The 15,798-nt window shown below is 62.3% G+C and carries 13 protein-coding genes and 1 pseudogene; 10 read left to right on the forward strand and 4 right to left on the reverse strand.

What is annotated here, in order from left to right:
• The 8 genes from P3T23_RS42290 to P3T23_RS42325 form a co-directional block, all read left to right on the forward strand.
• Positions 1–102: hypothetical protein (locus P3T23_RS42290; RefSeq protein ID WP_429322033.1), on the forward strand; the 102-nt coding region annotated here is incomplete at its 5' end.
• 244 nt (positions 103–346) lie between these two features.
• Entirely contained in the window at positions 347–1,090 is a 744-nt protein-coding gene (gene phbB / locus P3T23_RS42295) for an acetoacetyl-CoA reductase (protein ID WP_429322003.1), read from the forward strand.
• A 311-nt stretch (positions 1,091–1,401) separates the two neighbouring features.
• Positions 1,402–2,568, forward strand: a complete 1,167-nt coding sequence (locus P3T23_RS42300; RefSeq protein WP_429322004.1) for an HPP family protein — start codon at positions 1,402–1,404, stop codon at positions 2,566–2,568.
• 87 nt (positions 2,569–2,655) lie between these two features.
• The gene (locus P3T23_RS42305) at positions 2,656–3,069 is read left to right on the forward strand and encodes a MarR family winged helix-turn-helix transcriptional regulator (protein WP_429322005.1); all 414 of its coding nucleotides are present in this window, start codon (positions 2,656–2,658) and stop codon (positions 3,067–3,069) included.
• 6 nt (positions 3,070–3,075) lie between these two features.
• A complete protein-coding gene (locus P3T23_RS42310; RefSeq protein WP_429322006.1) occupies positions 3,076–4,875 on the forward strand; it encodes a chloride channel protein in 1,800 nt (599 codons plus the stop codon).
• A gap of 813 nt (positions 4,876–5,688) precedes the next feature.
• Positions 5,689–6,036: a cupin domain-containing protein gene (locus P3T23_RS42315; protein ID WP_429322007.1), complete on the forward strand. Its 348-nt coding sequence runs from the start codon at positions 5,689–5,691 to the stop codon at positions 6,034–6,036.
• A 21-nt stretch (positions 6,037–6,057) separates the two neighbouring features.
• Positions 6,058–6,714 (forward strand): uracil-DNA glycosylase family protein, encoded by a 657-nt coding sequence (locus tag P3T23_RS42320; RefSeq protein ID WP_429322008.1) that lies wholly within the window; start codon positions 6,058–6,060, stop codon positions 6,712–6,714.
• A gap of 35 nt (positions 6,715–6,749) precedes the next feature.
• Positions 6,750–7,136: a DUF488 domain-containing protein gene (locus P3T23_RS42325; RefSeq protein WP_429322009.1), complete on the forward strand. Its 387-nt coding sequence runs from the start codon at positions 6,750–6,752 to the stop codon at positions 7,134–7,136.
• A gap of 78 nt (positions 7,137–7,214) precedes the next feature.
• On the opposite strand, the gene nirD is transcribed toward P3T23_RS42325, so the two are convergent.
• Positions 7,215–7,562, reverse strand: coding sequence for a nitrite reductase small subunit NirD (gene nirD / locus P3T23_RS42330; protein ID WP_429322010.1), 348 nt, complete (start codon positions 7,560–7,562; stop codon positions 7,215–7,217).
• Positions 7,563–7,582: 20 nt separating this feature from the next.
• Positions 7,583–9,806: pseudogene (locus P3T23_RS42335) on the reverse strand (FAD-dependent oxidoreductase).
• 259 nt (positions 9,807–10,065) lie between these two features.
• Between P3T23_RS42335 and cobA the strand changes: the two are divergent.
• Complete coding sequence (cobA, locus tag P3T23_RS42340) at positions 10,066–10,872, forward strand: uroporphyrinogen-III C-methyltransferase (RefSeq protein ID WP_429322011.1); 807 nt, start codon at positions 10,066–10,068, stop codon at positions 10,870–10,872.
• 906 nt (positions 10,873–11,778) lie between these two features.
• Here cobA and P3T23_RS42345 read toward each other — a convergent pair.
• Positions 11,779–12,084 (reverse strand): hypothetical protein, encoded by a 306-nt coding sequence (locus P3T23_RS42345; protein ID WP_429322012.1) that lies wholly within the window; start codon positions 12,082–12,084, stop codon positions 11,779–11,781.
• 100 nt (positions 12,085–12,184) lie between these two features.
• Here P3T23_RS42345 and cynR point away from each other — a divergent pair, with 100 nt between their 5' ends.
• Positions 12,185–13,099, forward strand: a complete 915-nt coding sequence (cynR, locus tag P3T23_RS42350) for a transcriptional regulator CynR (RefSeq protein WP_429322013.1) — start codon at positions 12,185–12,187, stop codon at positions 13,097–13,099.
• 182 nt (positions 13,100–13,281) lie between these two features.
• Here the strand turns inward: cynR and fusA are convergent, their stop codons facing one another.
• Complete coding sequence (gene fusA / locus P3T23_RS42355) at positions 13,282–15,333, reverse strand: elongation factor G (RefSeq protein WP_429322014.1); 2,052 nt, start codon at positions 15,331–15,333, stop codon at positions 13,282–13,284.
• Positions 15,334–15,798: the final 465 nt, after the last annotated feature.

Raw genomic sequence — 15,798 nt, forward strand, 5'->3', positions numbered from 1 at the left:
ACGCTGCTGCATGAAATGCAGAAGCGCGACGCGAAGAAAGGTCTGGCGTCGCTGTGTATCGGCGGCGGTATGGGCGTCGCGCTCGCAGTCGAGCGTATCTGATCCTTCGTATAACTCATAGTCAAACGGTGCGCCTGAGCGGTGTCTGATTGCCCTCGGGCGCACTGGATTTCATTCGCGCAATACCAGTAGCCAATAAAAACCCGCGCAGTTCAATCAATGCTGACCCACCACCTCGCGGGGTTCTCGAGGCGGCGATGCATTGAGGCAAACCAATGGCGGGTTGTGCGGGACGGCCATTGGATATTCATGATCCTCGCAGATACTACGATCACGGATGGAAAGCATGACGAAACGAATCGCTGTAGTAACAGGCGGAATGGGCGGCCTTGGAGAAGCGATCAGTACGAAACTGCATGACGCTGGTTATGTTGTGGTGGTAACGCATTCGCCGAATAACACTGGCGTTGCCGCATGGCTGTCGAGCATGGAAACCCAGGGCCGGAACTTTCGCGCGTATCCCGTCGATGTCGCTGATTACGACTCGTGCCAGCATTGCGTGGCCAAAATTCAGGTCGAGGTCGGCCCTGTGGACATTCTGGTGAACAATGCCGGCATCACGCAGGACATGACGCTCAGGAAGATGGACAAGGTCAACTGGGACGCAGTCGTTCGGACCAATCTGGATTCGGTCTTCAATATGACCAAGCCGTTGTGCGAAGAGATGGTCGCACGTGGCTGGGGACGCATCATCAATATTTCTTCGGTCAATGGGTCGAAGGGTTCCGTCGGCCAGACCAACTACGCGGCAGCCAAGGCCGGCATGCACGGCTTTACGAAGTCGCTGGCGCTTGAAGTGGCGCGCAAGGGCGTGACCGTCAACACGATATCGCCAGGCTATCTCGCCACCAAAATGGTCACTGCAATTCCGCAGGAGATTCTGGACACAAAGATCCTGCCGCAGATTCCGGTCGGCCGGCTCGGTCAGCCGGACGAAGTCGCTGCGCTTGTCCGCTATCTGTGCTCGGACGACGCAGGTTTCGTGACCGGTTCCAATATCGCCATCAATGGCGGCCAGCACATGCATTGATGCGGCAGATTCAGACGCAGTAGCGCCATCGCCACAATCGGTCGTTCGATTGTGGCGATTGTGCTTTAGAGGCGCTTTTTTTCACCGGCGGAGTTCTCGACGGGCAGGGCGCTTGCGCGCCTTCTTCGGCTGGCATCGGTCTGCAGGCCCGCCAGGAGAGCCCTTCATACGTGTTCGTGTCCACCCGGATGTCGTTTTATATCACAATGAAATATAATGATGACAACATGTTCTTTCGTCGCGGGAGGGTTTCACCGTAAGGTGTGGCCTCGTCTATTGCGACGTCGCCCACTTTCTATCCCGTTCAGATCTTGTCCCGCTCTGCTGTAATCCGTTGGCTTTCCAGCTTCGCTCCCGGTCCGATTGCCGTTCGATGGCCGGAACGCTTGCGTTCGTGTGTCGGCGCGCTTATCGGCATCGCGTTCACCGGCGGGGCAATGCATGTCCTTCTGGGGACCGACGTGAATATTCCGCTCCTTGTCGCTCCGATGGGCGCCTCGGCCGTGCTGCTGTTCGGCGTGCCTGCCAGCCCGCTTGCGCAGCCGTGGTCCATCATCGGCGGCAACCTCGTCTCTGCAACCGTCGGTGTCGCATGCGCAAGCTGGATCGCCGATCCGGTGACAGCCGCCGCGCTGGCGATCGCACTGGCGATCTGTGCGATGTTTGCGTTGCGCTGTGTCCATCCGCCGTCCGGCGCGGTCGCGCTGACCGCCGTCCTCGGTGGCCCAGCCGTGCACGCGCTCGGCTATCGGTTCGTCGCGGAGCCGATAGCGATGCAGTCGGCGGCGCTCGTGTGCTCGGCGATCGTCTACCATGCTGTCACCGGCCACCGTTACCCGCACGCTGCGCGGCGCAAGGTCGACCAGGATGCGGCGGCATCGGTTGCAGTGGCGAAAGATGGCTTCACCCATGCTGACCTCGAAGCCGTGCTGAGGCAGCGCGGGGAATTGCTCGACATCGATCCCGACGACCTGGAATCGTTGCTGCGCGATGTCCAGTTGCAGGCCTATGCCCGCACGTTCAGTGAATTGACCTGCGCGGACATCATGTCTCGCGCGGTGGTGGCCGTATCGGTCGCCACCCGGGCGTCAGCTGCGTGGAACCTGTTGAAACGGCACGGCGTCAAGGCACTGCCGGTCACTGACGAGACGCAGCACGTCATCGGCATCGTGACGCGCGCCGATCTTCTCGATACCCCGACGTTCAGAAAAATCTCCGTTCTATGGTCTCTGCGGCAACGATGGTTCAGGCGCAGAAGGGACCCGGTCCGCGTCGTGGGCACCTTGATGAACCCCTCGGTGCATGCTGTCGATGCGGCGACGCCGATCGCCGAACTGGTGCCGTTGTTTGCGCACTACGGGCACCATCATATTCCGGTGCTGGACGCCGGAAGACGACTGGTCGGGATGATCACCCAGGCTGATCTGATCGCGGGGCTTTATCGTCAGACATCCGCCCAGCAACGAAGCGCGGCGTAGTAGCTCTTGCCCGATTTAATTTGTAGTTGCGACCATTAATATCATGGAGTGATATATTTATCGCTTTACTGTTTCGACAGAGCTCCCATGAAGACACTCACTCGCGGCTTGACCAAGGCGGACTTTGAGCAACTGTCCGAATTCCGCTACCAGATGCGGCGTTTCGAGCGCTTTTCCGAACAGGCCGCCCAGGGCGAAGGCATTACGCCTTTGCAATACCTGCTGCTCCTGCACATCAAGGGCTATCCGGAGCGCGACTGGGCGACCATCGGCGAACTCGCCGAACGGCTCCAGGCGCAGCACCATGGAGTGGTCGCGCTGGTGTCCCGCTGCGAGGCCCTTGACCTTGTGCGGCGCAAGATCAGCGAAGCCGACCGCCGCCAGGTCGAGGTGCATTTGTTGAAAGCGGGCGAGCAGGTGCTCGCGCGCCTCGCCGAGATGCACCGCGCCGAACTGCGGTCACTCGAAGGTGCTTTCAATGTTCCACAGATCGACTTATGAGAAGACATGAGTTTCGACACCCATAAACGCGATTTTTCGGCCAACGCACGGCTGCCAGGTATTGCTGCGCTTGCCGCAGGAATCGGGGCGCTCAGCACGCTTGCGGCCTTCGTGCTGCTGTCGCTGATTCACCTGTTCACGAACCTGTTCTTTTTCGGCACGCTTTCTTTCGCGGACCGGTCTCCGGCCCACAATACGCTAGGCGTCTGGGTCATTCTCGTGCCGGTCGCTGGCGGACTGATCGTGGGACTCATGGCGCGCTACGGTTCGGAGAAGATCCGCGGGCATGGCATTCCTGAGGCGATCGAAGCGATCCTGTTCGGCAAGAGCCGCATGTCGCCGAAGGTCGCCATACTGAAACCGCTGTCGTCCGGCATCGTGATTGGGAGCGGTGGCCCGTTCGGCGCCGAAGGCCCGATCATCATGACAGGCGGCGCGCTCGGTTCGCTGATTGCGCAATGCGTGAAGGTGACGTCGGCGGAGCGCAAGACCTTGCTGGTTGCAGGCGCGGCAGCAGGGATGACCGCCGTCTTCGGTACACCTGTGGCTGCCGTGCTGCTCGCGGTCGAACTTTTGCTGTTCGAATGGAGACCGCGCAGCTTCCTGCCCGTCGCATTGGCCTGCGCGGTCGCGGGCTTTGCCCGCGCGGCGTTCTTCGGCACGGGCCCGCTGCTTCCGCTGGAGACGGCGCCGCCTGATGCCATGTCGCTCGTGTCGTGCATCATCGCCGGGCTGCTGAGCGGGGCGCTCGCTTCTGGCCTGTCGGCTGCGCTTTACAAGACCGAAGATCTGTTCGGCAAGCTGCCCATCCACTGGATGTGGTGGCCCGCGCTTGGCGGTCTTGTGGTCGGCATCGGCGGATTCATCGAACCCCGCGCGCTGGGCGTCGGCTATGACGTGATCGGCGATCTGCTGCACCAGCACATCGTGTTGCAGGTCGCTGCTGCCATCCTGATCGTGAAGGCCATCATCTGGGTCGTGGCGTTAGGCTCGGGCACGTCCGGCGGTGTGCTTGCACCGCTCCTCATGCTGGGGGCCGGGCTCGGAACGGTGCTCGCGCACGTGCTGCCGGGCGGCGAACCGGCGTTGTGGCCGCTCGTGTGTATGGCTGCGACCCTTGGCGCAACCCTCGGCGCTCCCCTGACCGCGATCGTTTTTGCCTTCGGCCTGACGCACGACAGCAATGCCTTGTTGCCGCTTCTGGCCGCGACACTCGTTGCGCACGGCTTTGCGACGGTGGTGATGCGGCGCTCCATCATGACGGAAAAGATCGCCCGTCGCGGTTATCACATCTACCGCGAATACGGTGTGGACCCGCTCGAGCGTCACTACGTCGACGAGGTCATGACGCGCGGGGTGCAAACCATCGACGCCCGCATGTCCGTGCGTGATGCGCTGGCGACGTTCTTCGGCGCGGCTCAGACACATCGCGCCTATCCGGCCGTACACGAGGGCGTATTGACCGCTATCGTCGATCGTGCGGCACTCGAGCGCTTACGTGGCGACGGGACCAACCCTGAGCTCGACGCACCGCTCATCGACGCGTTGCACGGAAGTGTGCCGGTGCTTGCGTTGCCCGGCGAAACCTGCCGGCTCGTTGCGACCCGGCTTGCGGTACATGGTCTCGAGCGCCTGCCCGTGGTTGCCGACCGCGACACGATGCGTCTGGTGGGCATCGTGTCGAGAAGCGATCTGGTCAAACCGTCGCTCGCGTACTTCGAGGAAGAACACAAGAGAGAGCGTTTCCGGCGCGTGAAGCTCACCCGGAGTACGAAGCGCTTCCCGCCAGTGCGCCGGGCCGGCTGATCGACCGCTTACAGGGAGATCGCCGCGCCGAAGGCGGCCGATGCTGACTGGCGTGGGACGGAGAACCGGGACTCGATCTCATCGTCGTTGGGCATCGCAGCATTGGCCTGCCTGCGCGTGGGTGAGCCGGTTCGCCGTCAGGCGCTCTGTTCCTGACCCGCTCGCTGCCTGATCCAGTTCACTGCCCATTGCTTTGCCGCTCTGACAGCATCGATTTCCGTCAACGCGCGTTCTGCGGCCGGGGAAGGGCCACGTGCGAGTACATGATGATGTCCTACCGCTACGATCGTCGCCACACAACCAAAGCCGTCGTCGGGTAATTGCACCGGTTCGCACAAGAGGCAATACGGACCATAAATGAAGGAGACGGATTTCACAGGACGAGCCCCCATTACGTTAGTCGTGTTCTCAGACCCGACACCGTGAAAGCCCATGTCGGGGAAACGAAACGTCAATCCCCGAACCAAAACGCGTTCACGGCAATCTGCATTATATGTAACAACGTGATATAAGCCGTTACGTTTGCGTGTCACGACGAGAGAAATTTTCAGGGGCAGATAAGGCCGCTTCGAAGTGGCCATCAAACCTTGAAGCACGCGATCAGATCGGTAGCCTTACGCGCGGATTTCTTGCGCGTGCTGTTCTGCAACATCTCCGCGTTGGCGCGAGCGTGTGGCAACTCGATGGGTCCCGCTGACCCGTTCCGTGCATGGTGGTTCGTCGTCGACCGAGGTTGTAAAATCGAAAGCAGACGCAATATGCCTCTCCACGATGCGAAGCGGTGCGGTGGGGCGATGAATTCTGGAGAACCCCGTGGCGATATCCCATCTTTCATCCGGCGAAACAATGAGCGTGCTCCCGCTGCGCGAGAGTCTCGAGCAGACTCAAACCACGGCGTTGTTCAGGGAAGCGCAACTCGAAGTCATGCGGCTTGTTCTGCCGGCCGGTAAAGGGATGCCCGAGCACGCAGTGAACGGTCCGATAACGGTGCAGTGCATCGAAGGCGAAGTGAACTTCAGCTTCGAGAACACCCAGCGGCTCATGCGCGCAGGCGATCTGCTTTACCTCGCGGCCGGAGTCCCCCACAAGCTGACCGCGATCAGAAATGCGTCGGTACTTGTCACGATCGTTCTGCAGGAACCCTCTGCGTCGCCGGTATGAACGATTCCCTGCCGTCGATGGATGCCGCATGATCCGCATGTCAAAACCAGGCGTTCGCAAGTGAACAGACCCGCGTATCCGACCCTCGACGCGCTTCTCGCCGACGTGCGAGCCTGTCGTGCTTGTGCAGAGGTTTTGCCGCTCGGTCCAAGGCCCATCGTGCGCGCGGCGGTCGACGCCCGTATTCTCATCGTCGGTCAGGCGCCCGGGGCGCGGGTACATGCCACGGGCATTCCGTGGAACGACGCCAGCGGTGAGCGTCTGCGAACATGGCTCGGCGTCGATGTGACGTCGTTTTACGACGAGTCGCAGTTCGCGATCATTCCAATGGGCTTCTGCTATCCAGGGCGAGGCAGCAGCGGCGACAAGCCGCCGCGCCGCGAGTGCGCGCAATTGTGGCTCGACAGCCTGCTGGAAAAGCTTCCAGAAATCGAGGTGACGCTATTGATCGGGCAATATGCGCAGCGTCATTTTCTCGGCAACCGCCGCAAATCGTCGTTGACCGAAACAGTCAGGGCATGGGCCGACTATGCGCCAGCCTTCATTCCCTTGCCGCATCCATCGCCGCGCAATCAGGCATGGTTCAAGCACCACCCGTGGTTTGAAAGTGAAGTGCTGCCGACGCTTCGCGCAAGAGTCGAATCGATCACGGCACGTATGGCAGATCACGTCTGGTGAGCCGTATCGAAGCGTCGGTTTGAACGGAGCAGGCAATGCCGCACACGAACCGCAAGAGTCTGAAAATTTTCATCCGACGGGCGTATGACGATCCGACGCAGGAGGATGGTTACCGCGTGCTCGTCGACCGGGTCTGGCCACGGGGACGCAGCAAGGAGACGCTCAAGCTTGACGAGTGGGTGCGCGAACTTGCGCCGGGCACGGAACTGCGCAAATGGTTCGGGCATGATCCGCAACGATGGGAAGCGTTCCAGCAACGCTACCGCAGCGAACTGGATAGCGAAGAGATGCAGGCGCGGATGCGACAACTTCTGAGCGATGCGGGCGGACAGCCGATCACGCTCGTGTATGGCGCGAGGGATGAAGAGCATAACCAGGCCATCGTGTTACGCGACGTGCTTTTGCGTCTCTCTGGAGGATGACCCCAGGTTTGCCTGATTCGCACACAGTGTTCAGGAACAGCCAGGCACACAACGCGCCTGGGCCTGCTCCGCGCTTTTCTATGCCGCTACCCACACCTCGCCATTCTCCACACGGGTCGCGAACGCGCTGACCGAGTGCTCCGGGTCTTCGAGACACTCACCTGTACGCAGGTCGAAATGATGCTTGTAGATGGGCGAGGCCACGACGATGCGTTCGCCGAGGTTCCCCACGAGGCCGCGCGACAGGACCGCCGCCTGCGACACGGGATCGTAGTTGTTGATCGCAAACACGCGGCCGTCGCCATCGTCGATATGGAATACGGCGACCTGCCCGCCGTTGACGAGCGCACAAACGCCTGTGTTGGGCACGATGTCGTCGAGTTTGCACACGGAAATCCACGAATCCTGGATGCGGTCATCGTTCATGATGATGTCCTCAAGAGTGTTCAGGCAGTCTCGGCGACCACCGGGATGGGAAACTGTCGGCTCTGCCGCTCGCCGGGCGTGGCCGGGCGAATCTGGCCGCGCTCCTCGACGAACGTGACGGTATCGTCGCGTGCTTCGCTGTTGACGAAATGACGGAAGCGCCGGCGTGTCTCCGGATCGGTCACCGCCTTCTTCCATTCGCATTCGTAGGTGTCGACGACAAGCTGCATCTCCGCTTCCAGTTCAGCGGCAAGCTCGAGCCTGTCGTTCACCACGACGTCGATCAGATAGTCGAGACCGCCTTCAAGGTTGTCGCGCCATACGCTGGTGCGCTGCAGGCGGTCGGCGGTACGGATATAGAACATCAGGAAGCGGTCGATGTAGCGAAGCAGCGTTGCCTTGTCGAGATCGGAGGCCAGTAGCTCGGCGTGGCGAGGCTTCATGCCGCCGTTGCCGCACACATACAGGTTCCATCCCTTTTCGGTTGCGATAATGCCGATATCCTTGCCTTGCGCTTCCGCGCATTCGCGGGTGCAGCCCGAGACCCCGAACTTCAGCTTGTGCGGTGCGCGCAGGCCTTTGTAGCGGTTCTCGATTTCGATCGCGAGGCCGACGGAGTCACCCACGCCATAGCGGCACCACGTCGAACCGACGCACGACTTCACGGTGCGCACCGACTTGCCGTACGCGTGACCGGATTCGAAACCCGCGGCGATCAGTTCTTCCCAGATCAGCGGCAGTTGCTCGACGCGCGCGCCGAACAGATCGACACGCTGGCCGCCCGTGATCTTGGTGTACAGGCCGTATTTCTTCGCGACCTGGCCGACCGCGATCAGCCCCTCCGGCGTGACCTCGCCGCCTGGCATCCGTGGCACGACCGAATAGGTGCCGTCGCGCTGGATGTTGGCGAGATAGTAGTCGTTCGAATCCTGCAGGGCGGCGTGCTCTTTCTTCAGCACGAATTCGTTCCAGCACGGTGCGGCAGGTGTCGTCGATCGCGATGCCGCCGCGCGGGCCGACTTCGAGATCACATGCGCGTGCGATCTCGTCGCGCGGGCGGATGCCAGCGGAAAACACGATCATGTCGGTGTCGAGATGAGTGCCGTCGGCGAACTGCATCCGGTGCGCGCCCGACTCGCCATCGACGATCGCCAGCGTGTTCTTGCCGGTGTGAACCTGGACACCCAGTTCCTCGATCTTGCCGCGCAGTACCCGCGCACCGCCTTCGTCCACCTGTACCGCCATCAGGCGCGGCGCAAATTCGACGACATGCGTCGCGAGCCCCATGTCGCGCAGCGCCTTGGCGCATTCGAGTCCGAGCAGACCGCCACCGACCACCACCCCGGTCTTCGCGCGGGCGCCGCATGCCTGCATCGCTTCGAGATCCTCAATGGTGCGATAGACGAAACAGTCCTGACGATCGCGTCCCGGCACCGGCGGCACGAACGGCGAGGAGCCCGTGGCAAACACCAGCTTGTCATAGGAAAGCGTCTCACCTGTCGAGAGGGTCACGGTGTGCGCCGCCCGGTCGATCGCCACGGCCTTCGCATCGAGTTTGAGCACCACATTGTCGCGATCGAAGAAGCCTGGTTCGACAAGCGACAGATCCTGCGCGGACTTGCCGGAAAAGAATTCGGACAGGTGAACGCGGTCGTAGGCCGGGCGCGGCTCTTCGCACAGCACAGTCACGTGCAGTGCGTTCGCGGGGTTGTCCGCGAGGCATTCGAGAAGCTTGTGGCCAACCATCCCGTGGCCGATCACGATGATGTTCATGACAGGGGTTTCATCCGTTTCGAGTGCTGTTCGCGACATCATTTCCGCCCGGCAAATAAAAAGGCGTCCCGCGGACCCGGTCGGAAGAGACCAGATTCGGGGGACGCCGTTGTCCAGAAGCCCGTGTAAAAGCGACGACTTTTGCTGCATTCCAACCGGACCGACTTTGGTCCGGCGTGTCGAAATATGCAAAGGACATGCCAGGCCGCAGGAAGTGCGGCGGACGCGCCATGCGCGGGCAGGGGCGGCTATCGACGGGCCCCGTCGGTTTGCGGCCGCCTGATTCATGCTGATGCGACAGGGCACAACGATGGTGCGACGCAGCACATTCTCCGTGCAGCGTGCAGGGCGATCGCTGGGCGTGCTGCCCGTAACAGGGCGGAGACGGCAGATGATGGCCGGGATGTTTCGCGTGACGCCAACGTGGGCGGCACGAGGCGATCTACGCCGCAGCGCGGGCCTACGGTTCATGGCGGCATCCGGCCGCTATCAACGTCGTTGTGGCGAACCTCTTGTGGTCGGCGGTGCCCTCACGATCTGGCCTGGATATTGCCTTTGTCCGAACGTCCGGCAACGATGCCGGCGTACATGGATGTAAATCACCCGTGCCGCATCGGGCACGGACAACTTCAGGACAACGGCGTCCCCTCGTTCAACCAGACGAGCGGATGCCGTTTTTTATTGAGCGGCGCGTTCACTCGACCGACCGGAAAAGGGAATCACGATGGAAATGGGCAAGGTCACTCTACTCAGCGCGGGTCCTGGTGACCTGGACGTCCTCACGATCAGGGCCACAAAGCTGCTGGCCACGGCCGATGTCGTGCTGCTCGACGATCTGGTCAATCCAGAGATCGTCTCGTTCGCGCCGCAGGCCCGCGTGATACGGGTGGGCAAGCGCGGCGGCTGCAAGTCGACACCACAGGCCTTCATTCAGCGCTTGATGTTGCGCTACGCACGCGCCGGCCGCCACGTGGTACGCGTGAAAGGCGGTGACGCACTGCTGTTCGGACGCGCAGGGGAGGAACTGACGGCGCTCCGGTGCGCGCAGATCCCTGTCGAAATCGTCAACGGCATTTCGTCCGGATTCGCGGCGGCAGCGGGCCTTGGCATTTCGCTGACGCATCGCGATCATTGCCAGGGCGTGACGTTTGTCACGGCTCACCTGCGCGACGACAGCGAGCCGGACTGGGCGGCACTCGCCGCGACGGGCACGACGCTCGCCATCTACATGGGCATGAGCCGCATCGAGGGTCTGTGCGCTGCGCTGATGTCGGCCCTGCCAGGCTCCACACCTGCCGCCGTGGTTCAACTGGCCGGCACCGCGGACGAGCGGCACGTACTGGCGAGACTCGACACGATCGCCACGACCGCACGCGCAGCGGGCCTTGGCAGCCCGGCCGTCATTCTTGTCGGCAACGCGGTCGGCGAGGCGGCCGGGTTCGCAGCGGATCCGGCCATTGAGGATACGATGCGCGAATTGCCAACCCAGTCCAACGTCGCGCGCTACGTACCACAGGCGGTCCTGCGCAGCGCCTGAGTCGCACCTCCCATCGCGGAACGCGCGTTGAGCAGGACGATAGGGCCATGGCGGCAGCGCGAGGCGTCGCGGCTTCTACGACGGCGATTATTTGCCCGCGCCGGTCTCATTGACGCAACTGAGCAAAAGCTTGCTGCCTGGGGCGGTTCCAGGGCTCATCGTGGCGTTGTGAAATTCAGTGTCGTTGCACCGCCATTCGACAAACAGGTCCGTCCGGCATCGCGCAGCCGGTCGGGCGGAAGCCGGCCTTGCGAGGGTGTACGGGCAGGTCCCGCGCCGATCGCACGCGCGTGCGAAGTCGCGAGTCGCATTGCCACGCGGTGCTCCGCAGTTCCCGCCATCGGTCGCAGACACGATCGTGATCGTGCGCGTCTCTCCGGCTGCGCCAGCCGCGAGAGCCATCAAGAGCACGGTCAGCGGGACGCGGCGGATATGCCCGACAAGGGCCGATAACCTGCCGCCTGGATAGCCGGTTTCCATGTTCACCGCGCCTCCCTGGGCAACAGCGTACATCCAGATCGCACCCGAGGTTCACGCAGCTCAGCCTGCCGGGCATGGTCGGGACGCTCGTCGGCGCCCGACCTGCCGGATATCGGTTATCGCGTCGCAGACACCATAACTGGAGGCGCTGCTCGAACTGCCGCTCGAGCACGTCCGCCATTTTTCGCAGGATGTCGGGCAATAGCAGTTGCGCGTCGAACGATCCAGCGATCGAATACCCGGACCCGGACTCGCCACCAATGATGACGACGGCGGCACATCTTGCATCCGTCGACTGCCGGACGTTGTCGCAAACACGGTCGAACAGCCCGGCCGAGTCACCGTCGGCCATGACCTCTGGAACATGCCTGTATGTCATCCGGTCCTCCGTGAGCCACGCCGCTGGTGTGTCAGGTTCGCTCTCCTTCAGCAGGAGTCGGCCGCTCCGGATCCACACGCACGGGCAGACGACAAAGCCTGGCGCCGGATCGCCCGTCGCGAAGCATGTGTTTCGCGACGGATGACGACCTCGACCGGACGCTGGAGCGAAAGCCGCCGTTCCAGTCGTGCGGGCCGTGAGGGTTCTGTCACCTCGTCCTTGCCAAGATACGCGTACCGGCCGTTTTGCGCACCATTGAGCATGACATCGTCGGAAAGGAAGCGCGCGATCAGGCAGGTAGCCAGCGCGCCAAAGCCGAACGCACCGATCGAAGCCGCGATGATGAATTGCATGTCGAGTCCTGTCGGGTTTCCGCCAATTGTGAGGGTAGGTGCTTATATAGTCCAAGACGGGTTTGGAATAGAGTCGATAAGAAAAGCTTATGGAAAGATTTTGATACTTCGTCATATCCGCTATCTGCTTGCGGTGGCCGAGCATCGCAACTTCACGCGTGCGGCCGATAGCCTGCATATTTCGCAGCCCGCGCTTTCGCAGCAGATTCGCCAGTTGGAGAACGACCTCGGTGGCGAGCTGTTCGACCGGAGTGGCCGCGCGGTGCGGCTCACGGATTTTGGAAGCGCCTACATCGAATATGCGCGCCGCGCGCTATTGGACCTCGAGGCGGGGCAGCGTGCCTTGCACGATGTCCGGGACCTGTCGCGCGGACAGCTAAGGCTCGCTTTCACGCCGACCTTCACCGAATACCTGGTGGCGCCGGTGATCGATCAGTTCCATTCGGCGTATCCCCACATCGAGATCGAGATGACAGAAATGTCGCTGGACGCCATCGAAAGTGGCCTGGGCGGCGATCGCGTCGATCTGGCGATCGGATTTACGGATATCCGCTCGGACGATATCGAGGTGGAAGCGTTGTTTCCGGAACGGATGACGCTGGTCGTGAGTGCCAGTCATCCCGTCGCGGCAGAGCGCACGCCCATTGCGTCCTCGCGACTGGCAACCTTGCCTCTGGCGCTGCTCAGCGGGCAGTTCGTGTCCCGCTTCTACGTCGACGCCTACTTTGCGTCGCAGGGAATCAAGCCCAACGTGGCAATACAGGCGAACTCGATCAGCGCGGTGCTCAAGATCGTGAGCAGAGGGAAGGTTGCGACGCTCCTTCCCAGTGTCATGCAATACGAGCATCGAGATCTGAAATACATAGCGCTTGAGCCGGCCATTCCGGCGCGAACCGTGGCGCTGCTCAGGCGCAAAGGCGCGTACCGGACCGCGGCTGCCACGGCGTTTACCGCAATGCTGAAGGAGATGCTGGAGGAGGGCGCGTTGTCGTCGCTGTCGGCTTTTGCTCGTTGAGTGGGCCGCACAGTGCGGCTGCAGGCTCGCTACCCGGTGTGACCACGAACGTGCACCTGTCACCTCGGCGTCGCCTGTCACCACGAGCCGCGCCCGGCCTGCCGGTTTCGATCACAGTGCGGCATCGCGGCAGGCATTGAACCCGATAGAAGCTCATGCCCGCGACACGATCCGCACACCCGCTATGACGTCGAGGCGTCTTCGCGATTCTTGTGCTGCGACGCCAGCGACTCCTGCTGGGCAGTGGGCACCGGGTCATAGTGGCTGAGCTGGATGCTGTAATTGCCGTGGCCCCCCGCGATGGCGTTCAGGCGCGATTGATAGTCGTTGAGTTCGGATAGCGGCACCTGTCCTGCGACGACCACGGCATTTCCGGCGACCGGCCGAGCACCGTGGACCTGCCCGCGCCTCGTGGACAGGTCGCCGATGATGTCGCCCATCGTCGGTTCCGGCGTCATCACCTCGATATCCACGATAGGCTCGAGCACGATAGGCTGCGCCTTGAGCACGGCATCGATGAAGGCCTTGCGCCCGGCGGTGACGAAAGCCACTTCCTTGGAATCGACCGAGTGGCTCTTGCCGTCGAAGACGGTGACGCGCACGTCCTGCATCGGGAAACCGGCCAGCGGCCCGTTCTCGATCACCTGCAGGATGCCCTTTTCGACGGCGGGAATGAACTGGCCGGGAATGGCGCCGCCCTTGACGGCGTCGACGAACTCGAACCCGCCGCCGCGCGGCAGCGGCTCGACGCGCAGCATCACTTCACCGAACTGCCCGGCGCCGCCAGTCTGCTTCTTGTGGCGGCAATGCCCCTCGGCCCGGCCACCGATCGTCTCCCGATAGGCAATCTTCGGAGGTCGCGTCACGACATCGAGCTTGTACTGGTCGGCCAGGCGCTCCAGCATGTAGCGCAGGTGCAATTCACCCAGACCTCGCACGACGGTCTCGTTGGTGCCGACCGGGTGTTCGACCCGCAGGCACGGGTCTTCCGCGGTCAGCTTTTGCAGGATCTCCCAGAGGCGCTGTTCGTTGCCCCGGCGTGCCGGCTCGATCGCGAGGCCGTAAATGGACGTAGGGAAGTCGAGCGGGGTCAGATGGATGTTGCCGTCCTCGGGTGCATCGTGCAACACGGCATCGAAGCCGATCTCGTCGACCTTGGCCACGGCGCAGATATCGCCGGGACCGGCTCGCTGGACCTCCACGTGTTCCTTGCCCTGCAGCAACAACAGATGCGCGACCCTGAACGGCTGCCGCCTGTCGCCGATATAGAGCTGGCTATCGCGCACAATCGTGCCCTGATGGATGCGAAACACGGCCATCTTGCCGATATAGGGGTCCATCACGATCTTGAAGGTGTGCGCGAGGACGTGCCTGTCGGCGACGGGTTCGGCGCTCACGACTTCCCGGCGGTTGTCGACATCGCGATAGAAGAGGGGCGGATTGCCTTCCAGCGGATTGGGCAGGAGCCGGACGAACACGTCGAGCAGTTCCGCGATGCCCGTGCCGTTGGCCGCAGACGTGAAGCAGATCGGGACCAGGTGACCTTCGCGCAGCGCCCGCTCGAAGGGCTCGTGCAACTGCTCCGGGCTGATGGCCTCGCCCTGTTCCAGGTAAAGCTCCATCAAGGCCGGATCGATCTCGATCACCTGATCGATCAAGGCATCGTGCACCGCCGCAACAGACAGGAAATCGGCATCGCCGGCCGGGTTGAAGAAGCAGTCCACCACTTGACGGCCTTGCTGCGCGGGCAGGTTGATGGGCAGGCATCCCTTGCCGAAGATCTCCTGGATTTGCGTCAACAGCCCCGGAAGGTCGACCTTTTCGCCGTCGATGCCGTTCACGATGATCATTCTGCACAGCTTGCGTTCGGCCGCCCAGGCCATCATGCGCCGGGTGGTCATTTCGATGCCGGTCTGCGCATTGATGACGATGGCGGCCGTCTCGACAGCGGGCAGGGCGCTGATCGAGGGCCCGGAGAAGTCTGGATAGCCGGGCGTATCGAGCAGATAAATGCGCGTATCGCGGTAATGCAGGTGGGCGACGGCGGAGTTGAGCGAGTGCTGATATTTACGCTCCAGCGGGTCGAAATCGCAGACGGTGGTGCCACGTTCCACGCTGCCGGGCGCGTGGAGCGCGCCGCCCTGATACAGCAGCGCTTCGGCAAGCGATGTCTTGCCGCATCCGGCATGCCCGACGAGGGCAATCGTACGGATGGCTTCGGGGCTGTAACCCATGGTCACCCTCGCGCAGTAATGGATGTGGGGCCATTATTGGTGAAAATGAACCCATGTGCCATACCGGAATGATTCGTACGACTTGTGATGTCGCGTCGACGAGGGACAGGTCGGGCATGCCGACAGCCCGATTTATCGCGATTCACAGGGCTCCTGTGCGAATGGGGCCGATCGAAAGCGATGACCGTGACCGATCGATTTCCCCGTTTCGTCTCGACCTGTCGCGCAACTTCGTCAGCGACCCGGCACGGCCTTCGGTGCTAATCTGGTGACGGCGACTTGCCCGGTCATTGGGAGAACGCGATGTCATCCGTCCCATCCAGCAAACCCGTCGCGCCATCTGCGCCGCAAAACAAGCCGTCCCCTGGTGCAGTGCCGCAAACCAGCTCACCGGTTCCTGACGCGGATAAGGCCGAGCCGGTACCGCATGAGCGCCCGCCAGTCCGCTCGGACGATAACTGACTG

The organism is Paraburkholderia sp. GAS448, assembly GCF_050435685.1.
Taxonomy (GTDB): domain Bacteria; phylum Pseudomonadota; class Gammaproteobacteria; order Burkholderiales; family Burkholderiaceae; genus Paraburkholderia.

What these genes read in the sequence shown, in the direction of transcription:
- P3T23_RS42310 (WP_429322006.1), top strand. Translation starts at nt 3,076, where the DNA reads ATGAGTTTCGACACCCATAAACGCGATTTTTCGGCCAACGCACGGCTG.
- P3T23_RS42305 (WP_429322005.1), top strand. Translation starts at nt 2,656, where the DNA reads ATGAAGACACTCACTCGCGGCTTGACCAAGGCGGACTTTGAGCAACTG.
- cobA (WP_429322011.1), top strand. Translation starts at nt 10,066, where the DNA reads ATGGGCAAGGTCACTCTACTCAGCGCGGGTCCTGGTGACCTGGACGTC.
- P3T23_RS42345 (WP_429322012.1), bottom strand. Translation starts at nt 12,084, where the DNA reads ATGCAATTCATCATCGCGGCTTCGATCGGTGCGTTCGGCTTTGGCGCG.
- fusA (WP_429322014.1), bottom strand. Translation starts at nt 15,333, where the DNA reads ATGGGTTACAGCCCCGAAGCCATCCGTACGATTGCCCTCGTCGGGCAT.
- nirD (WP_429322010.1), bottom strand. Translation starts at nt 7,562, where the DNA reads ATGAACGATGACCGCATCCAGGATTCGTGGATTTCCGTGTGCAAACTC.
- P3T23_RS42320 (WP_429322008.1), top strand. Translation starts at nt 6,058, where the DNA reads ATGCCGCATGATCCGCATGTCAAAACCAGGCGTTCGCAAGTGAACAGA.
- P3T23_RS42325 (WP_429322009.1), top strand. Translation starts at nt 6,750, where the DNA reads ATGCCGCACACGAACCGCAAGAGTCTGAAAATTTTCATCCGACGGGCG.
- phbB (WP_429322003.1), top strand. Translation starts at nt 347, where the DNA reads ATGACGAAACGAATCGCTGTAGTAACAGGCGGAATGGGCGGCCTTGGA.